Origin of the sequence: Sciscionella sediminilitoris (genome assembly GCF_000737195.2) — a bacterium.
In the GTDB taxonomy this organism is placed as follows: Bacteria; Actinomycetota; Actinomycetes; order Mycobacteriales; family Pseudonocardiaceae; genus Sciscionella; species Sciscionella sediminilitoris.
This window is the reverse complement of record NZ_JALM01000009.1, coordinates 125,369-143,201: the sequence shown is the minus strand read 5'-3', so window position 1 is coordinate 143,201 and position 17,833 is coordinate 125,369. Positions and strand designations below refer to the sequence as shown.

Annotated in this window: 19 protein-coding genes; 9 read left to right on the top strand and 10 right to left on the bottom strand. The window is 69.0% G+C overall.

Going from position 1 to position 17,833, the window contains the following annotated elements:
• Window position 1: 1 nt before the first annotated feature.
• From AD72_RS03980 to AD72_RS03965, 4 genes are read right to left on the bottom strand one after another with little or no spacing between them, the layout of a single operon-like run.
• Window positions 2-835, bottom strand: coding sequence for an ABC transporter permease (locus AD72_RS03980; protein ID WP_031465001.1), 834 nt, complete (start codon window positions 833-835; stop codon window positions 2-4).
• Window positions 832-1,818 carry an ABC transporter permease gene (locus tag AD72_RS03975; RefSeq protein ID WP_051897861.1) on the bottom strand — a complete coding sequence of 329 codons (987 nt, stop codon included), beginning with the start codon at window positions 1,816-1,818 and terminating at the stop codon, window positions 832-834. The genes AD72_RS03980 and AD72_RS03975 overlap by 4 nt, the downstream gene beginning before the upstream one ends.
• Window positions 1,819-1,844: 26 nt before the next feature.
• Window positions 1,845-3,353, bottom strand: a complete 1,509-nt coding sequence (locus AD72_RS03970) for an ABC transporter substrate-binding protein (RefSeq protein ID WP_051897859.1) — start codon at window positions 3,351-3,353, stop codon at window positions 1,845-1,847.
• Between the two features lie 7 nt (window positions 3,354-3,360).
• On the bottom strand, window positions 3,361-3,825 hold the full coding sequence (locus AD72_RS03965) for a hypothetical protein (protein WP_031464998.1): 465 nt from the start codon (window positions 3,823-3,825) through the stop codon (window positions 3,361-3,363).
• 195 nt (window positions 3,826-4,020) lie between these two features.
• Between AD72_RS03965 and AD72_RS03960 the strand changes: the two genes are divergently transcribed.
• The gene (locus AD72_RS03960) at window positions 4,021-4,488 is read left to right on the top strand and encodes a GbsR/MarR family transcriptional regulator (protein ID WP_031464997.1); all 468 of its coding nucleotides are present in this window, start codon (window positions 4,021-4,023) and stop codon (window positions 4,486-4,488) included.
• Between the two features lie 3 nt (window positions 4,489-4,491).
• Window positions 4,492-5,337, top strand: a complete 846-nt coding sequence (locus AD72_RS03955; protein WP_031464996.1) for a class I SAM-dependent methyltransferase — start codon at window positions 4,492-4,494, stop codon at window positions 5,335-5,337.
• Here AD72_RS03955 and AD72_RS03950 read toward each other — a convergent pair.
• The 4 genes from AD72_RS03950 to AD72_RS03935 form a co-directional block, all read right to left on the bottom strand.
• A complete protein-coding gene (locus tag AD72_RS03950) occupies window positions 5,310-5,957 on the bottom strand; it encodes a response regulator (protein ID WP_031464995.1) in 648 nt (215 codons plus the stop codon). The two genes, AD72_RS03955 and AD72_RS03950, sit on opposite strands and share 28 nt — an antisense overlap.
• A complete protein-coding gene (locus AD72_RS03945; protein WP_037344770.1) occupies window positions 5,954-7,273 on the bottom strand; it encodes a sensor histidine kinase in 1,320 nt (439 codons plus the stop codon). Before AD72_RS03945 ends, AD72_RS03950 begins: the two co-directional genes overlap by 4 nt.
• A 101-nt stretch (window positions 7,274-7,374) precedes the next feature.
• Window positions 7,375-8,094 (bottom strand): hypothetical protein, encoded by a 720-nt coding sequence (locus AD72_RS03940; protein ID WP_051897856.1) that lies wholly within the window; start codon window positions 8,092-8,094, stop codon window positions 7,375-7,377.
• Window positions 8,091-9,365, bottom strand: a complete 1,275-nt coding sequence (locus AD72_RS03935; RefSeq protein ID WP_051897854.1) for a polysaccharide deacetylase family protein — start codon at window positions 9,363-9,365, stop codon at window positions 8,091-8,093. The genes AD72_RS03940 and AD72_RS03935 overlap by 4 nt, the downstream gene beginning before the upstream one ends.
• A 134-nt stretch (window positions 9,366-9,499) precedes the next feature.
• On the opposite strand from AD72_RS03935, the gene AD72_RS03930 reads away from it, so the two are divergent.
• The 5 genes from AD72_RS03930 to AD72_RS03910 are packed head-to-tail and all read left to right on the top strand — an operon-like array spanning window position 9,500 to window position 14,363.
• Window positions 9,500-10,147 (top strand): LuxR C-terminal-related transcriptional regulator, encoded by a 648-nt coding sequence (locus tag AD72_RS03930; RefSeq protein WP_051897852.1) that lies wholly within the window; start codon window positions 9,500-9,502, stop codon window positions 10,145-10,147.
• A complete protein-coding gene (locus AD72_RS03925; protein WP_031464991.1) occupies window positions 10,144-11,436 on the top strand; it encodes a nucleotide sugar dehydrogenase in 1,293 nt (430 codons plus the stop codon). Before AD72_RS03930 ends, AD72_RS03925 begins: the two co-directional genes overlap by 4 nt.
• Window positions 11,437-11,453: 17 nt before the next feature.
• A complete protein-coding gene (locus AD72_RS03920; protein ID WP_031464990.1) occupies window positions 11,454-12,431 on the top strand; it encodes an NAD-dependent epimerase/dehydratase family protein in 978 nt (325 codons plus the stop codon).
• The gene (locus AD72_RS03915; RefSeq protein WP_051897850.1) at window positions 12,428-13,708 is read left to right on the top strand and encodes a glycosyltransferase family 2 protein; all 1,281 of its coding nucleotides are present in this window, start codon (window positions 12,428-12,430) and stop codon (window positions 13,706-13,708) included. Before AD72_RS03920 ends, AD72_RS03915 begins: the two co-directional genes overlap by 4 nt.
• A gap of 25 nt (window positions 13,709-13,733) precedes the next feature.
• The gene (locus AD72_RS03910) at window positions 13,734-14,363 is read left to right on the top strand and encodes a TetR/AcrR family transcriptional regulator (RefSeq protein WP_197284867.1); all 630 of its coding nucleotides are present in this window, start codon (window positions 13,734-13,736) and stop codon (window positions 14,361-14,363) included.
• 4 nt (window positions 14,364-14,367) lie between these two features.
• On the opposite strand, the gene AD72_RS03905 is transcribed toward AD72_RS03910, so the two are convergent.
• Entirely contained in the window at window positions 14,368-15,093 is a 726-nt protein-coding gene (locus AD72_RS03905) for a PE-PPE domain-containing protein (RefSeq protein ID WP_231644724.1), read from the bottom strand.
• A 219-nt stretch (window positions 15,094-15,312) separates the two neighbouring features.
• Between AD72_RS03905 and AD72_RS03900 the strand changes: the two genes are divergently transcribed.
• Both AD72_RS03900 and AD72_RS03895 read left to right on the top strand, forming a co-directional pair.
• The gene (locus AD72_RS03900; protein ID WP_031464986.1) at window positions 15,313-15,984 is read left to right on the top strand and encodes a response regulator transcription factor; all 672 of its coding nucleotides are present in this window, start codon (window positions 15,313-15,315) and stop codon (window positions 15,982-15,984) included.
• Window positions 15,981-17,279 (top strand): HAMP domain-containing sensor histidine kinase, encoded by a 1,299-nt coding sequence (locus AD72_RS03895; RefSeq protein ID WP_031464985.1) that lies wholly within the window; start codon window positions 15,981-15,983, stop codon window positions 17,277-17,279. The genes AD72_RS03900 and AD72_RS03895 overlap by 4 nt, the downstream gene beginning before the upstream one ends.
• Before the next feature lie 4 nt (window positions 17,280-17,283).
• Here the strand turns inward: AD72_RS03895 and AD72_RS03890 are convergent, their stop codons facing one another.
• Window positions 17,284-17,757, bottom strand: a complete 474-nt coding sequence (locus AD72_RS03890; RefSeq protein ID WP_055731188.1) for a hypothetical protein — start codon at window positions 17,755-17,757, stop codon at window positions 17,284-17,286.
• Between the last annotated feature and the right edge of the window lie 76 nt (window positions 17,758-17,833).

The following is a 17,833-nucleotide window of genomic DNA, read 5'->3' as shown; positions in this document are numbered from 1 at the left end:
GTCAGGCTCTCCCTTCCGAACGGGCGATCACCCGGGAAACCCCTTCGGACACCAGGTTTCCGCCGATCGTGAACAGTGCCACGCAGGCGATCGGCGCCAGCACGGCCAGCGACTGGATCCCGAGCGCGCTGCGGTTGCTGCTGATCATCTCGCCCCAGTCGGCGGTCGGCGGCTGAATGCCGTAGCCCAGATAACTCAGCGAGGCGATCGTGCCCACCGACCACATCAGCCGCACCCCGAATTCCACCAGCACCGGGGACATCACGTTCGGCAGCAGTTCCCGGGCCAGGATCGTGCGCGCGGGCAGGCCGACCGCGCGCGCCCAGGACACGTGTTCGCGTTCCAGCACCGGGAACACCGCGCCCCTGGTCACCCTGGCCACCCCGGGCAGATGGCCGACCGCGACCAGCAGCACGAGCAGCGGTTTGCTCGGCCCGAGCATCGAGACGAACAGCAGCGCGAGCAGCACCCCGGGAAAGGCGAGCAGCACATCCATCAGCCGCATCAGCAAGGTTTCCAGTATCCCGCCGCGAAACGCCGCCAGCAGCCCGATCCCCGCACCCACCGCGACCCCGAGCAGCGCGGCGAGCACCGACATCCACACCAGCTGATAACCGCCCCACAGCACTCGGGAGAGCACATCCCGGCCGACCGTGTCCGCGCCGAACGTGAGCCCGTTACCCGGTTCCGCGTACGGGGTGCCGATGATCCCGTTCGGCTGGTGCGGCGCGAACAACGGGCCGAGGAAGGTGAACAGCAGCATCAGGGCGAGCAGCACGAGGCCGACCTTGACCTGACCCGGGCGCAGATACTTTCCTGCCGCGGCAAGGCTCATCGCCGCCTCCTCGTCCGGTTCGCCAGCACATCGGCCAGCGTGTTCAGCACATAGAACGCCGCCGCCATGAACAACACGATGGCCTGCACGATCGGCAGATCGTGGTTACCGACCGCGTCGACGAGCGCGGTGCCGATCCCCGGATAGGAGAACACGTTCTCCACCACGATCAGCCCGGCAAGCGAATACGCGGCGACCAGGCTCGCGGCCGGGGTGATCGGGGCGAGCGCGTTCGGCAAGGCGTGCCGGAACAGGATCCGCCGCGTCGAGAGCCCGTTCAGCACCGCCTGCTGGATGTATTCGCTCTGCAGCACATCGAGGAACGCGACCCGCACCAGCCGGGAAAGATAGGCCACGCCCATGATCACCATCGCGGCGATCGGCAGCACCAGATCCGCCGGATGCCACCAGGGCAGGTCACCGGGCGGAATCAGCGCGACCGGCGGCAGCACGTGGAACAGCGTGGTACCGAACAGCGCGGCGAGCACCGTGCCGATGACGAACTCCGGAAGCGCGTTGGCGATCATCGAGGAACCGAGCAACGCCCGGTCGTAGAACCGGTCCCGCAGCCGCGCGGCGAGCATCCCGGTCAGCAGCGAGAGCGGCAGGATGAGCACCAGCGCGAACACCCCGAGCACCAGGGAATTGAGCAACCGTCCGGCGAGCAGTTCGCCGACCGGATAGTGATTGATCAGCGAGGTGCCCAGATCTCCGGTCAGCACCCCGTGCAACCAGTGCCAGTACTGCGCGATCAGCGGCTGGTCCAGGCCGAGCTGCACGCGCACCGCGGCCAGTTTCTCCGGGGTGGCATTGGTCCCGAGCACGATCCGCGCCACTTCCCCGGGCAGCGCCTCGGTGGCCAGGAAGATCAGCACCGACACGAGGAACAGGGTCAGCACCCCGAGCAGCACCCGCGTACCGAGCCAGCGCAGCACGCGCGGCACCGGGCGGCTTCCGGTGAGCGGTTCCGCATTCGCCACCATGTCCGCGCCTCCTCGCGCCGGGAAAGCTAGTCGCCGACCGTGACACCGGTCAGGTAATAGGTCGGGGAAAGGTATCGGCTCTCCGGCAGGCCGTGCACCGTGTCGCGATGCGCGGTGAGCGTGTCGCTCCACGCGGCGATCAGGGTGCCGCCCCGCTCGTGCTGGATCGCGTCCATCCGCTGCCGGATCGCGCACTGTGCCACCGGATTCCCGGTACTGAGCAAGCGGTTCGCCAGCGCGCCGAACTCCTTGTCATCCCACCGGGAGAGATTGTTGCTCCCCTCGGGAAGAAGCGTGCTCTGCAGGATGTCCACGTACGGCGCGGAATCGTATCCGGTCGCCACCGGCCATTCCTTCCAGCGCGCGAGAAATCCGGCCGTGTCGATCTTGTCGATGTGCACCCGCACTCCGGCGCGCACCGCGTTCTGCTGCACCACCTGGGCCAGTTCCAGCATCCCCGGTTCATCGTCCGCGGTGGCGATGGAGAACTCCAGGTTCGGTACCCCGGCCGCGGCGAGCAACCGTTTCGCTTCGGCGATGTCCTGCCCGCGCTGTGCCGGACCGGGCTGCGGACACGAATTCGTGCGCATGTCCAGATCGTTGGCGATCGCGCCACGTCCGCTGAACGCGTTGCGCACTACCTGTTCCCGGTCCACGAGCAGTCGCACCGCGGTACGCACCCGCACATCGTCGAAGGGGTGCAGATCGGTGCGCATGCCGATCGAGATGTGATAGTTGGAGCGGCTCTCCAGCACCCGCAGACCGGGGGTGTGCGCCACGGAATCGGCCTGCTGAGCCGGAACCTGTGCGGCGATGTCGATCTGGCCACCCTGCAGCGCGTTGATCTCGGCCTGTCTGCTCGGCAGATCCATCACCTGCAACCGCGCGATTTTCGCCCGCCTGCCCCAGTATCCGTCGAATCTGGTGAACGTGGAACCACGGCCGGGTTCCGCCGAGAGGTATTCGAAGGGCCCGGTACCCACCGGATGCCGTGGATCGAACCCGCGCGGCAGCATCACCAGGTAGTAGCTCGTCCACACCTGCTTGAACAACGAGAACGGGCGCTTCAACCGGAACCGCACGGTGTGCTCGTCCACCTTGGTCAGCCCGTCCGGGTCCACGAACGCGATCAGCGAAGCGCCGGCGGCCGCCCGGCGTGGATCGAGGGTGCGGCGCACGCTGTAGATCACGTCATCGGCACCGAACGGTTTCCCGTTCTGGAAGCGCACGTTCGGCCGCAGGTTGACCGTCCACTCGTCGAAGCTCGCGTTCGGTGTCATGCCGATCGCGAGCGACCAGACCACCTGCCCGGAGGGGGTCAGCCTGGTCAGCCCGTCGAACAGCTGGGCGAGCCGTACCTGCGCGGCCTCGGCCGAGGTGGAGCTGTCCGGATCGAGGGTTTCCGCGCTGTTGCCGTGGATCCCGATCGTCAGCATCCCGCCCGCGCCGATATGGGTCACCGGCGGCGCGCAGGAACCCAGCAGCAGGAACAGGAATCCGGCCACCGCGAACCGGCGGCCGCGTCGCGGTGCCATCGCGGGCTCACGCGGGACGCGCGTGCTCGTCCGACACGTAGGTGGGATTCAGCGACAGCGCGGAGAACCGGAACGGGCGGTCCACCCGGTTGAAGCCGAGCGGGCAGTGCCGCAGTCCAGCCGGGATGTACACCGATCCGCTGGTGTTGATGATGTGCCGCTCCCCCTCGATGTCGAAGAACAGTTCGGCACCCAGATCGTGCGGGTCATCGGGATTGTTGCCGGTCCAGATCAGCACCTCGTCGTAGGTGTGCTCGTGCTCGACGACCCACTGGATCGGGGTGTCCCGCTCCTTGATCCAGATGTGCGACATGTGGATCCGGCTCTCCGGCACATCGGCGGACCGCATCAGCGCCAGCCCCTCGCCCAGATTGTCCGGGGTCGGCAGGCCCGCCTCGTCCCCCTCGTTGGCGAAGTCCCCGATGCAGTTCCGCATCTCCCGGACGATCAGGTGCTCATAACTGCTTGGCATGCCGGCTCCTTTGCACAGCGGGAAAACGTGTCGTCCACGGTAAGGCGGCGCAGGCGCGAACAGACCATCGAAGAGCGCGGATATTCCCGCACAGTCAACCGCTGTTCTGTGGCAGCCAAGCCCTTGCCGCCGCGCTTCCGCAGTCGTACAGTTCGTTCAGAATCTTCTGAACGATGACGACGGGCAGGTGCATGGATGACCTCGGGCGAGGCCGAGCTGGTCGAACGGATCGGGCTGTTCCTGGAATCCGTCGGCGCACCGCGCACCATCGGCCGGATCTACGGCTGGCTGATGATCTGCGATCCGCCCGAGCAGTCACTGACCGAACTGGCCACGGCGCTACGGGTGAGCAAGGCTTCGATCAGCACCATGATCCGCCCGATGCAGGAGGGCGAGCTCGTGGAACGACTCCCTTCGGCTTCGAGGGAGCACTACTACCGGGTCGTGCCCGGCGGATTCACCCAGCTGCTCCAGGTACAGCTCGCCCGCATGCACGCCGGGGCCGAGGCCGCGGAGTTCGGGCTCTCGGTGCTCGGTGAACAGCGCACCCAGCAGCGGGAGCGCCTCGCGGACCTGCGGGACTTCTGCCGGTTCGCGGCGACCGAGGTCGCCGAGGGCTTCATGCAGCGCTGGGCGGAGTACCGCGCGAACAACGAGGAGTGAGCGATGCGGACCGACAAGGTCGATTTCACCGGTGTGCAGTCCACCATGCTGGTGACGCTGTACCTGCGGGCCCTGGACAGCGCCGATCCCGAGCCCATCCTCGGGGACCGGTTCGCGGCCGAGGCCGTGCGGCGGATCGACTACGACTGGGCGAAGCTCGACAAGCCGCACATCAGGCGCAGCCGGACGGCCGGTTCGCTGCGCCCGAAGCTGTTCGACGACTGGACCGCGGATTTCCTGCGGCACAACCCGGAAGCGACCGTGCTGCAACTCGCCTGCGGGCTGGACACCCGGGCCTTCCGGCTCACCCTGCCCACCGGGGTGCACTGGTTCGACGTCGATCTGCCCGATGTCATCGAACTGCGCCGCATGCTCTACAGCGAGAACGAGAACTACCACATGATCGCCGCCTCGGTGACCGAACAGGCGTGGCTGGACGGGATCCCCGCCGGAAAGCCGGTGCTGATCATCGCCGAGGGTCTGCTGATGTACCTGCCCGAGCACGAGGTACGGCAGCTGCTGCACCGGCTCACCGAACACTTCCCCCGTGGTGAGCTGATCTTCGACGGATTCCTGCCCTGGGTGCCCAAGCTGACCCAGCTGACCAAGAAAGTCCTCGGCCGCCGATACGCTTATCCGCCGTATCTGACCGGAATCCGCGACGGCTCGGACATCGAGCGGTGGAATCCCCGGCTGCGCTGCCGTGAACGCATCGCCATCCTGGACCGGATCGGCGAGACGAAACTCGGCCGCAACCCCGTTCTCCGGATGGCGCGGCGGTTCGACCGGTTCCGGAACACACTGTGCCTGTTCCGCGCCGACTACGAGCCACGTTCCTCGAGCAGCTGATAACGCACCGCGATCGCGACGGCCTCGAGCCTGGAGTGCACCCCGAGTTTGGTGAGCAGCGACTGCACATGGCTGCGCACGGTGGTGCGGCCGACGCCGAATTTCGCTGCCATGGCGCTGGTGTCCAGCCCATCGACCAGCAGCGCGAGGCATTCGCGTTCCCTGCGCGTGAGCAGCCGGGCCAGCCTGCGCGGATCACTCGGCCCGGTGGCCGGTTCCGGTGCGGTTCCCGCGGGCAGCTCGACCACGATCCGCCCGGCAAGCACATCCGCGATCGCGGCGGCGAGCCGTTCGATCCCGCACACCTTGTGCAGATAGCCGCGGGCACCGGCACGCAGCGCGGTGGTCACCCCGGAGGGATCCGAATCGGCGGTCAACAGCAGGATCCTCGTCCGCTCGTGCGCCGCGGCGAGCCGTTCGAGCGCGGGCAGCGTGTCCCCGTCGGCGAGATGCCGGTCCAGCAGGCAGGCATCCGGCCCGTAGGCGGCGAGCGCGGAACCGAGTTCGGCCAGTGTGCCCGCGCGCGCCACCACGGTGAAACCGCGCTCCACCAGCGCGATACCGACTGCCTCGGCGAACAACCGGTGATCATCGGCGAGCAGGACGGTCGGCGCGCTCATGACGCGCGGGCGCCCGCGAGTGGTACGGCGATACGTGCGGTGCAGCCGAAACCCCGCTCGGCGGGACGTAGCGTGATGCTGCCGCGGTGCCCGGCGAGCAGCCGTCTGCTCAGCGCCAGACCGATGCCCCGGCCACCGGCAGCGGACCGGGATCGCGGCCCCGGCCCGGAATCGGTCACGTCGATCAGGCACAGTTCGCCGTCCGCCCTGGCGTCGATGCGCACCGGAGCGCCCGCCGCGTGCCGTGCGCAGTTGATCAGGGCGTTGCTCACCGTCTGGGTCAGCACCGCACCGGGCAGCGCGGCACACAACCGTTCCGGGACCTCGACGCTGACCTCCATCCCGCGCACCCGGTGCAGCGCGGCGAGCCGGTGCAGCACCACCGAGACCTCGGCCAGTCCCGGCTCGTGTCCCCGCTCGTAGTAGAGATCGGTGAGCCTGCCGAGTTCGGCGCGCAGGATACCGGCCATCTCCTCGCGCTCCACCCGCAGTTCGGGGACCGCGGCCAGATTCGCCAGCGCGTTGCCGATCTCGTGGTCCCGCACCGCATCGGTGCGCATCGCCGCGCACAGTTCCCGCCATGGCCCCCAGATCAGCACCGCCAGCCCGAGCACCCGCAGCAAGGTCGCCTCGGTGGCCACGGTTCCCGCCGAGATCACGGCCAGCTGGCCGGCGCCGAGCAGGGCCAGCCCGAGGCCGTTCCGGACCAGCGCGGGTTCCTTCGCGCGCACCCCCCGCACGGCGAACGCGGCCGCGAGCACCAGCGCGGCGGCGAGCGCGAGGGCGAGCGGGATCACCGAGTCGGTCAGCGGCCACAGCCACACCGGCCGGGTCACCGCAAGCAGCACGAGCACCGCCACGGTCAGGACCAGCGTGCCCGCGAGCCCGCGCAGCCCGCAGATCCAGCGGTACCGGCGGGCACCGAGCGCACAGGCGAGCAGGCCGAGGAACAGTACGGTGGCGAACAGCCTGCCTGCCTCGGCGATCCGGTTCCCGGAACCGGCGGCGACCACCCAGAGCGGCAGTGCGATCAGCGCGAAACCCGCCCAGGCGGTCGCGAGCATGGGCAGCCGCTCATCGGCGCGGTGCACCCTGGCGAGCATCCCGTACAACAGGGCGAGAACTCCGCCCATGGCGGCGAGAGCGGTTCCCACCGCGGTGCCGGGAAGACCGAGCACGGGAACCTCGGCGAGCCGGAACACGTGCAGCGCCAGTTCCACGAACACGATGACGGCGAGCAACCAGGCGAGCTCGCTGGAGAGCAGCATCCGGACCGGTGGCATCCAGCGCGTCAGCGAGGACGGAATCAACACCATCGGCGACCTCCCAGTGCGCGAGCCAAGACGCCAACACATTTGTCTATCGGCGCCAACGACGAGGAGTTACCGAGGTGATGAAACCTCACTCAAGAATGGCCCTAAGGCCCCTGGAAGACGGGACTTTCGGTAATGATCCGTGACCACGGTCCGTCCGGGACCTCCGCACGGGAAACGAATTGCCAGTCCACCTGATCGGATTGTCCGTTCAGCGACGTGAATCCCAGGCATCCGTTGAGCGCGGGTGAGACATCCATTCCCGCGCCGTTGAACCGTTTGTTGAGCGGGGCCGCCGTGCCGAACACATAGGCCGCGTCGTGGTAAACACCGGGGCCCGCGTCCTCCACCTGGCCGTAACAGACCCGCTGCCCTCTGCTGATCCGGACCCAGCGGTTCTTCATGAAGCTCACCGTGCGATCACCTTCGGATCCGGCGAATTCCCCGGCCCAGGGCACCACCCGCGCACGCATTGCGAAGGCCTGCGGATCACCGATATCGTCAAATGGCAAATCAAGATAGAAGGGGTTTTCCTTCGGCACCATCCTTCGGGGAAAGTAACCGTTTTCCGATGACCTTCGTTCGGTTTCACAGTTGCCATTCGTGACCACACCGTCACAGCCGCCGTAGTGCTGCCGCCACGCCGAGTCGTAGGCCGAGTACACCTGGCTGCCGTCCGCCGCGCGCGCGTCGAAGAGCTCACCCACCCAGAACGTCGTCGCCACGATGTCGCGGTGGACCGGGTACTCGGCCATCCCGGTCGAGCATCCCGCGAGGGGCACGATCAGCAACAGCACCGTTCCCGGCAGCGCGAGCCGGATCACCGCGCCGGGCCGAACGAATAATCGTCGGTGACCAGGGTTCCGTTCGCGATCAGGGCGAGCCCGAAGCTGACCGCGGTGGCGTCCGCGGGCAGCGGCGGGGTGGTCCAGCTCGCCTGGGTCCAGTCACCCTCGGCCGCGAACCACGGGCTCGAGGTCCAGTAGGCCCAGCCGCCCGCGGAATTCCGGTAGTACAGCGCGAACTGGGTGATTCCCGTGGACTTGTACCAGCTGCCTACCTGATAGGCGGTCCCCGGAACCGCGTTCGGCGTGCAGCTGCCGAGATCCATCGTGGGCAGCAGTTTCGCGTCCCCGCTCTGATAGTTCGTCACCTGGACCTCCTCGGCGGAGCTGCCGCTGTGCGCGTCGGTGGTCCTGCGGAAGGTCGCGCTGTTCGAGCCCCAGCCGCCTTCCATCCAGCAGTCCGGCAGCCCGGTGCCGCCCGCCGGGTTCTCCAGGGATGCGTTGACCAGACCGGTGTTCGTGCCCGGCGGCGCGTTCACGATCGGGCGCAGCTGCCCGCCGATCGCCTGGTCCATGGTCTTCACCTGAACCCCGCTCTGGGTACTCAGCCAGCCGAGGAACCGGTCCAGCAGGGCCGGGCTGATGGCCAGCTCGTCGCAGGCGTCGCAGATGTGGTGGAAGGTGAACGGCAGCAGTCCGCCGCCTGCCGCGCGCGCCTTGGTCACGGTGTCCTGTAGTTGCGCGAGCGTCCAGCGCGGGTCCACCTCGTCCAGCGCGCGCAACCAGTAGGGATCCCGCGGTGGCAGCGTTTCGGCGCGCGGGCAGCCCTTACAGCCGTAGGCCGAGGCGATGTCCCCGAGCCCGCGTGCGCTGTTGTACCCGCAGTTCGCGACCGCGGTCTCGGCCGCGGAGTTCGCCGCGGCATAGGGATAGGCGAAGGAGGTCACCCGGTAACCCCAGCCGGCCAGCGTCGAGCGGCTCAGGCAGGCCTGCCGCATGACCTCGTCGGCGGGCAGCGTGGTCAGATCGGGATGGGTGACCGTGTGCCCGCCGATCTCGTTGCCCGCGGCCGCGATGTTGTCCAGCTCCGCGCGCGTCAGGTAGTTCGGCTCGCCGACCGATCCGGTGATGATGTAGAAGGTGCCCACCATGCCGTACTTCCGCAGGATGGGCAGCGCCGCGGTCTGATCCGCGTTGCCGTCGTCGAAGGTCAGGGTGACCACGGTCGGCTTCGTCGCGGACGCGGCGGAAACCGAGCCGAACGCGGCGACGAACACGAGCAACAGCACGAACACGAGGAGCTTGCGCATACCCGCAAGCCTGCGTGATCGGCGCGGTTCCCGCCTCATGCGAATGCATGAGTTCGGCTCATCGATCCGCATGGCCCGGAATTCCGGCGCGGGAGGGAGGAAAACCGCGCCTCGAAGCGATTGGCTTGGACGCCATGGAGACCATCCGGGTGTTCGCCGTCGACCGGCAGCACGCGTGCACCGAGATCCCCGGCCTCGCCGCCCGGGTCGTGCTCGCCGGTTCCGCGGCCTCGGGTGCCGCCGATCTGCTGCACCGGCTGCACGCCGCCCGCCCGGATGTGGTCACCGTCGAGGTGGCGGAACTGGCGCACGGACCGGAAGTGTTCGCCCGGCTGATCACCACCGCCATCCCCGACTGCGTGCTGCTCGCGCTGACCGGGAGCACGAGCACCGAGCTCGCGGTGCGCGCCGCGGTCGCCGGATTCGACGGCTGGGTCGCCAAGGAAGCCGCACCCGGGATACTGACCACGGCGCTGGAAACGGTACTTGCCGGCGCCTGCTGGTTCTCCGCGGAACAGGTCGCCGCGCTCGTCGAGCGGCTGCGCGCCGGATCGCCCGCCGGACCACTGGCCAGCCTCACCGGTCGCGAACACGAGGTACTGGCCGCGCTCAGCACCGGCGAGAGCACCCCCACGATCGCGAAGACACTGCTGGTTTCCGAACACACCGTTCGCACGCACCGGCGGCACATCTTCCGCAAGCTCGGCGTACACAACGCGCTCGAGGCCGCCAACATCGCACGCTCCTGCGGCATCAGCACTGGACGAAAGGCAACCGGATGACCACACTCGATGCGGCACCGAGACCCGTACTGACCGGCACGCACACCGTCGCCGTGCTCGGGATGGGCTACGTCGGCCTGCCGACCGCACTCGCCCTGTGGCGGGAGAACACCCGCATCCTCGGTATCGACGCCAGTCCCGAACGGCTCGCGGTCATCGCCGAGGGCGCGGCGGACCTGCTTCCCGCGGACCGGCTGCTGCTCCGGAACGCGCGGCACGACCCGCGATTCGTGCTCACCACCGATCCGGACCGGATGGCCGAGGCGGACACCGTACTGATCTGCGTGCCCACCCCGGTGGACGCCTGCCGCACCCCGGATCTCGGCCCGCTGCGCGCGGTCTGCGCGGACGTCGTGCGCTCCGCACGCCCCGGGCAGACCCTGGTGCTCACCTCGACAACCTACCTCGGCTGCACCCGCGAACTGCTCGCCGACCCCTTGCGCGATCGGGGATTGCGGGCCGGAACCGAGGTGTTCATCGCGTTCAGCCCGGAGCGCATCGATCCCGGGCGCGCCGAGCACACCCAGGTCGAGACGCCGCGGGTGGTCGGCGGGATCACCCCGGAGTGCACCCGAAGGGCCGCGGAACTGCTCGCCCTGTTCTCCCCCGATCCGCACATCGTCGATTCCCCGGAGATCGCGGAGCTGACGAAACTGTACGAGAACTCCTTCCGTGCGGTGAACATCGCGCTGGCCAACGAACTCGCCGGGATCTGCGGCACCTTCGGCATCGACCCGATCGCGGTCACCGAGGCCGCGGCGACGAAACCGTACGGCTACATGCCCTTCTATCCCGGGCCCGGTGTCGGCGGGCACTGCATCCCCTGTGATCCGCACTATCTGCTCTGGCAGCTGCGGGCCGCGCGCCATCCGACCCCGCTGCTGAACTCCGCCATGGAAGCGATCGCCGCCCGTCCCGGGCAGGTGGTCGCCCGCGCGCTGACCGTGCTCTCCGATGCCGGGCACGCGGCCGCGGGCGCGCGGGTGCTCGTGGTCGGGGTCAGTTACAAGCCCGGGGTGGCCGACATCCGGGATTCCCCGGCGCGCCAGATCATCGGCGGCCTGGTGGAGCGTGGCGCGCGGGTCAGCTACCACGACCCGCTCGTGGACAGCTTCCCGAGCGCGGACGGCGTGCTCCTGCGCGGGGTTTCCCTGCCACAGCAACAGAACTGGGATCTGGTCCTGGTGCACACCCTGCACGAGGGCATCGACTACGACTGGCTCGCCGACTGCCCGCTCGTGCTGGACGCGAGCTACCGGCTGCCGCGCACCACCGGCCTGCTCGTATGACACGGAACGGAGTACCCATGCGATACCTGGTGACCGGAGGGGCCGGATTCATCGGCTCCCATCTCTGCGAGCACCTGCTGCGCCGCGGCGACGAGGTCGTGGTGCTGGACGATCTGTCCACCGGCGCCGAGCACAACCTCGCAGCGGTCACCGGGCATCCGCGGCTGCGGCTGCGCACCGGTTCGGCCGCCGAGCTCGGCACCGTACTGGACGCGGCCCGGGATGTGGACGGGATCTTCCATCTCGCCGCCGCGGTCGGAGTGTTCGCGATCCTCGACCACCCGCTGCGCAGCCTGCGGACCAATCTGCACGGCACTGAATCCGTGCTGGAGGCGGCGCGCCAGCGCGGTATTCCGATGCTGCTCGCCTCGACGAGCGAGGTGTACGGGAAGAACGACAAGCCGGGACTTCGCGAGGAGGACGACCGTGTTCTCGGTGCGCCGCAACGGAATCGCTGGTCCTATGCGGACGCGAAAGCGATCGACGAGGCGCTGACCTATTGCTATCACCGGGAATTCGGCCTCGGCGCGGTGGTGGTGCGGCTGTTCAACACCGTGGGTCCGCGCCAGCGCGGGCACTACGGCATGGTGCTGCCCCGATTCGTCGCCCAGGCGCTGGCGAACGAGCCGCTGACCGTGTTCGGCGACGGCAGTCAGGTGCGGTGTTTCTGCCATGTCGACGATGTGGTGCCCGCGATGCACGCCCTGCTCACCGAGGAATCGGCGCACGGCACGGCGTACAACCTCGGCAGTGCGGAACCGGTCAGCATCCGCGAGCTCGCCGAGCGGGTGATCGCGGTGACCGGATCGGCGAGCGAGATCGTCACGGTGCCCTATTCCGCGGCCTACGGGCCCGGATACGAGGACATGACCAGCCGGATCCCGGACTGCACCCGGGCACGCGAACGGGTCGGTTTCGCGCCCCGGCACTCGCTCGAGCAGATCATCGAATCGGTCGTCGCGGCGAACCGCGCCAGTCTGCGGAGCGTTTCGTGATCCCAGCCTGGCTGCTCGCGTTGCTCGTGGTGGGCGCGAACGTCACCTTCTGGTCCACCGCAGGGGTGCTGCGGCTGCTCGAGGACCGGCTGCGGCTGGTGCACCGCACGGTATCGGGCAGGCACCGGCCGCGCGCGGGTGCGGTCGGGCGCGACGAGGTCGCGGTGCTGATGGCCGCGCACAACGAGGAACCGGTACTCGCCGATTCGCTCGCCGCGATCACCGCTTCCCTGCCACCGCGGCAGGTACACGTGATCTCGGACGGTTCGACCGACCGCACCGAGGAGATCGCCGAATCCGCCGGGGTCCGGATCGCCCGCACCCCGGCGAACATCGGCAAGGCACGGGCACTGTGCTACGGGATCGAGCACTTCGGCCTGATCGAGGGGTATTCGGTGGTGCTGCTGCTGGACGCCGATTCCCGGCTCACGCCCAGTTATTTCGAGCGCGCGCTGCCGTTGTTCGACGATCCGGAGATCGTGGTGGTCGCCTGCTGCGCGCGCACCGAATGGTCCGCCACCCCGCGCACCCCGCTGGCCCAGCTGCTCACCGCGCACCGGGCCCGGGTCTATTCCCTGTTGCAGCGGCTGATGAAGTTCGGCCAGGCCTGGCGGCACGCGAACGCCATCTCGATCGCGCCGGGGTTCGCCAGCATGTACCGCACGAAAGTGCTGCCCTACCTGGAAATCGACGCACCCGGTCTGGTGATCGAGGACTTCAACATGACCTTCGAGGTACACCGCAACCGGCTCGGCCGGATCGCGTTCGTCCTCGATGCCGTTGCCACCACCCAGGATCCGAACCGGTTCGGCGAATACGTCCGCCAGACCCACCGCTGGGCGCTCGGTTTCTGGCAGGCGGTGCGCCGTTATCGGCCGCGCCCGGACGTGTTCAGCTTCGCGCTCGCCGCCTATCTTTTCGAGCTGGTGCTCTCCGGGGTGCTGCTGTGCGCCGCGCCGCTGCTCGCCGTGCTGTCCTTCCTGCTGCCGCCGGTGGCCGCGGTCCTACCGCCGGAGACCATCGGAATCGGGGTGCTCGCCCCGGATGTGGCCCTGACCGTGTTCGTGACCTGTGCCGAAAGGCGGTTCCGCTACCTGCTCTGGGCACCGCTGTATCTCCCGCTGCGGATGCTGGACGCCGCGCTCGCGCTCGCCGCCGCGCCACGGGCCTGGCTGCGCACATCCGATGGCCGCTGGCGCAGTCCGACGAGAACCGCGTTCCACCCGCGGGAGAACGCGACACGAGCGGCACTCGGTTCCTCGGCGCCGGAGCCGTGAAGCCGTTGCTGTTACGGTGGTCAGCGTGATCGGCGAGCACGGGAAGGGCAAGCTGACGCGCGGGCGGCACGGGCTCAGCCGCGAACAGGTGAGCGCCGTGCAGCGGGCCCGGTTGCTCGATGCGATGGCGCGGGTGGTCGCCGAGCAGGGCTATGTGAAGACCTCGGTGGCCGCGGTACTCCGGCGCTCCGGGGTGGGGCGCGAGACCTTCTACGAGCTGTTCACCGACAAACAGGACTGTTTCCTCGCCGCCTACGACGCGGTGGTCGAACGGCTCGGTACGGCGACCCGGCAGGCGATCGGCGATACCGGTACCGCCCTGCAGCGATGGAGCCGGGGACTGGCGAGCTATCTGGAAACCCTGGCCGCGGAGCCCGAACTGGCCCGCACCTTCCTGATCGAGGTCTACGCGGCCGGCCCGGTGGCGCTGGCCAAACGCGCCACGGTGCAGCGGCTGTTCGTGGACGCGATGATCGGGATCCTCGGGGTCACCGCCGAACGGGACCGGTTCGCCTGCGAGGCCCTTGTCGCGGCGACCAGTTCGCTGGTGACCACCCGGCTCGGTGCCGGGGACAGCGCCAGCCTTCCGGAACTGCGCGAACCGCTGGTGAGCCTGGCCCGCGAACTGTTCGGGGCCAGGCTCGGCGAGCGGTAGCGGATCAGGCGGGCGGTGTGGGCGGGTGACAGTTCTGCCTTGGCAACGGGGTGGACGCGTTGTTGTACACGCCATCGGCCAGGGTGTCGCCCATGATCGAGCGGTGGTCGTCGGGGCGCAGCCACTGGTAGCACTGGTGCTGGGCGAAGTATCCGCCCGGTGCCTCCGGGGTTTCGAAATTGCACACCCCGTCGGTCTCGATGCAGTACCGGATGTAGGGGATCCCGCCGAAGTCGGTGCGCCCCGGGCCGAACGAGACGTAGCCGCCGAACGGTGAGGGCGCCCCGGTCCCCGCGGGAAGCACCGCGCTGATTCCCCTGCTCTGCGGGCCGACCGGCTGCATCGGGTCGGCGTAGAGCTTCGCGGAGAACCGGGATTTGTCCACGCCCAGTTTCCCGTCCGCGATGTCGTTCAGCACCATGTTGGCCACGACTGCGCCCTGCGAATAGCCGACGACGGTGAATTCCGCGCCGGGGTTCTCCCCGAACGCCTCCTGCACCACCCGGTCGCCCTCGGTATGCCCCGCGGCGACGCTCTGGTCCATCGGTGTCTGGTCGCAGCCGGGCAGTCCGGCCGCTCCCGCCGGGTACTGCACGACCTTGCGGATCCCGCCCTGCAGCCAGGCCTGGTCGTAGACTCCGGCCTGCCCATCGCAGGTCCCGCCGATGAGGATGTAGTAGTGCGCCCCGCCCTCGGGTGCCGCGGTCCCGGCCGAGGCGATACCGCTCACCGACCCGAACAGGGCCAGGACCGCCCCCCCGCGACCACTATCGGTCGCAGTTTTCGTAGCAGATTCATCACGAGTCCCCTCGTTCCACAGTGCCGCAGTTCCGGACTGCGGCGAATCCGGCACGGAAAGTATCACGAACACTCGTGTTCGTATAGTGTGCGCGAGCGTGCGCTCACCCTCGTTCAGCGGATTTCACCTATCCGGGCACAGAATGTGTCCATGGCACGGGTACTGGTGATCGAGGACTCCGAGGCGATCCGGGTCGCCGTGCAGACGGCGCTGACCGGGGCCGGGCACGAGGCGCTCGCCCGCGCCGACGGGGCGGAGCTCGAACAGGAACTGGTGCGGTTCCATCCGGACCTGGTGCTGCTCGATCTGCGGTTGCCCGGCAGGGACGGGTTCGCCCTGCTGGGGCTGATCCGCGCGCACAGCAGCGCGGGCGTGGTGATCATGACCGCCCGGGACGCGGTCGGCGATCGGGTGCACGGGCTGCGCTGCGGTGCCGATGACTACGTGGTGAAGCCGTTCGTCCTGGAGGAACTGCTCGCCAGGGTGGATTCGGTGCTGCGCAGAACGGGAAGCCTGCCCGCGGTGGTGGACACCGGCGAGCTGGTGCTCGATCCGCAGTCGAGCAGTGTGCTGCGCGGCGGTGCCCGGATCGAGCTGACCGCCACCGAACTGCGCCTGCTGGACTACCTCGCCGCGCACCGCGGGCGGGTGCTCAGCAAGACCCAGCTGCTCGACGCGGTGTGGGGTTATCAGGAGTACGACCCGAATCTGGTCGAGGTACACGTCAGCGCGCTGCGCCGGAAACTGGAGGCGCACGGCCCTCGCCTGGTACACACCGTGCGCGGCAACGGATATGTCTTCCGCACCGAGGCCGCGGAATGACCGGCCTGGTCACGACCTCGCTGCGGCGCCGGGTGCTGGTCGCCGTGCTCGCGGTGTTCCTCGCGGTCCTCGCCGCGACCGTGCTCGCCGTCGGGCTGCTGTTCTCCGCGGAATCGGCGAAAGCGGTGAACACGGTGCTCGGTGACCGGGTGCGGCTCGCCCGCCAGCTCGACGCGCGCGGGGTACCACCGGAGCAACTGGTCCGCCGCCTCGACCGGCGTTCGGTGCGCGCCGAGCTCGATCTGCCCGATGGCCGCGTCTACGGCCGGGTGCCCGGTGAGGACCGCGAGGACAGCAGGACCGTCCGGCTGCGCGACGGCTCCCGGCTGATCCTCGCCCCGGAGACCCGGTTGCTCTCCGGGGCGCAGGGCACGCTGATCCGGGTACTGATCATCACCGGCATCGTGGCGCTCGCCGCCACCACCGTGCTGATCATCCTCGTGGTCCGGATGGCGCTCGCCCCGCTGGACACCATGGCGGGCATGGCGCGCCGGATCGCGGCCGGTGAACGGGGAAACCGGCTCGCCCCGCGGCGCACCGACACCGAGATCGGCCGCACCGCCGCGGCCATCGACGAGATGCTGAACGCCTTGGAGGGCGCGGAGAATCAGGCGCGCGAATCGGAGCAGAGCACCCGCCGGTTCGTCGCGGACGCGGCACACGAGCTGCGCACCCCGATCGCCGGAATGTCCTCGGTGGCCGAGGTACTGCTCGGCGGTGGCGAACTCGAACGGGAGCAACGGGAGCGGCTGCTCACCCTGCTGCGCGGGCAATCCCGGCTCGCCGCCAAGCTCGTGGAGGACCTGCTCGATCTGGCCAAGCTGGATGTCGGGATCGGCCTGGACCGCGAACCGCTCGAGCTGCACGGACTCGCCGAGGCGGAATGCCAGCGGATCCGGTTGGCGCACAACGGGATGCGCGCCTCGGTCCACGGAACGGCCACGGTGTACGCGGATCCGGCGCGGGTCACCCAGATCCTGGCCATCCTGCTGGACAATGCCGCGCAGGCCAGCACGGAGGACGGCCGGATCAACGTGGATATCCGCGCTGCCGACGGTTTCGCCCTGCTGCGGGTCACCGACTCCGGCCGCGGGGTTCCCGAACAGGAGAGGGAACGCATCTTCGACCGGCTGGTCCGGCTCGATCCGGCGCGGGCGCGGCGCCCGGAGGGCAGCGGGCTCGGGCTCGCCATCGCCCGCGGTTACGCCCGCGCGCACGGCGGCGAACTTCGTTGCGTGGCACCGGAAAGCGGCAGCGGAGCCGCGTTCGAGCTCACGCTGCCGCTTTCCGGCTGAGCCGCTACTTGCCCGCGCCCCGGTCGGCGATCAGGGTCGCGGTCGAGGTGTTCCCCGCCTTGTCCGCGCGGATCCCGACCTCGTCCCCGGTGTGCACATCGGTGATCTTCTCCGGTTTCTTCCCGGGCACCGCGCGCACCTTGGTCTTGTCGTTCACCGCATAGCTCTTCGTGAACCCGTCCGAGCTGCGCACCGTGATCGAGGAGGTGTTGACCGCGGTCACCGCGCCGCGCTGGATGTCGACCACCCGGTGCTTCTTGCCCTCCATGGTCAGCTCGCCGTGCGAGACCTTGGCGAGCGGGGACCGGTGCTTCTTCTTGCCCGGTTGCGGTTTCTGGTCCTGGTTCTGGGCTTGCTGCTGGTCTGCCGAGGGTTGCGGGGCGGGCTGGGTCTCCGCGGCCGCGACCCCGGCACCGACACCGGAGATCGCGAGCACCGCGGCGGCGATCCCGCCGACCAGCTTCGTCCTGTGCTGCATCTGCATCCTCCTTCGCGTGCGGCGGCGACCGGTTCGCCGCCGTCCACGCCAAGGCTGAGCCGGAAAACTGTGCGAA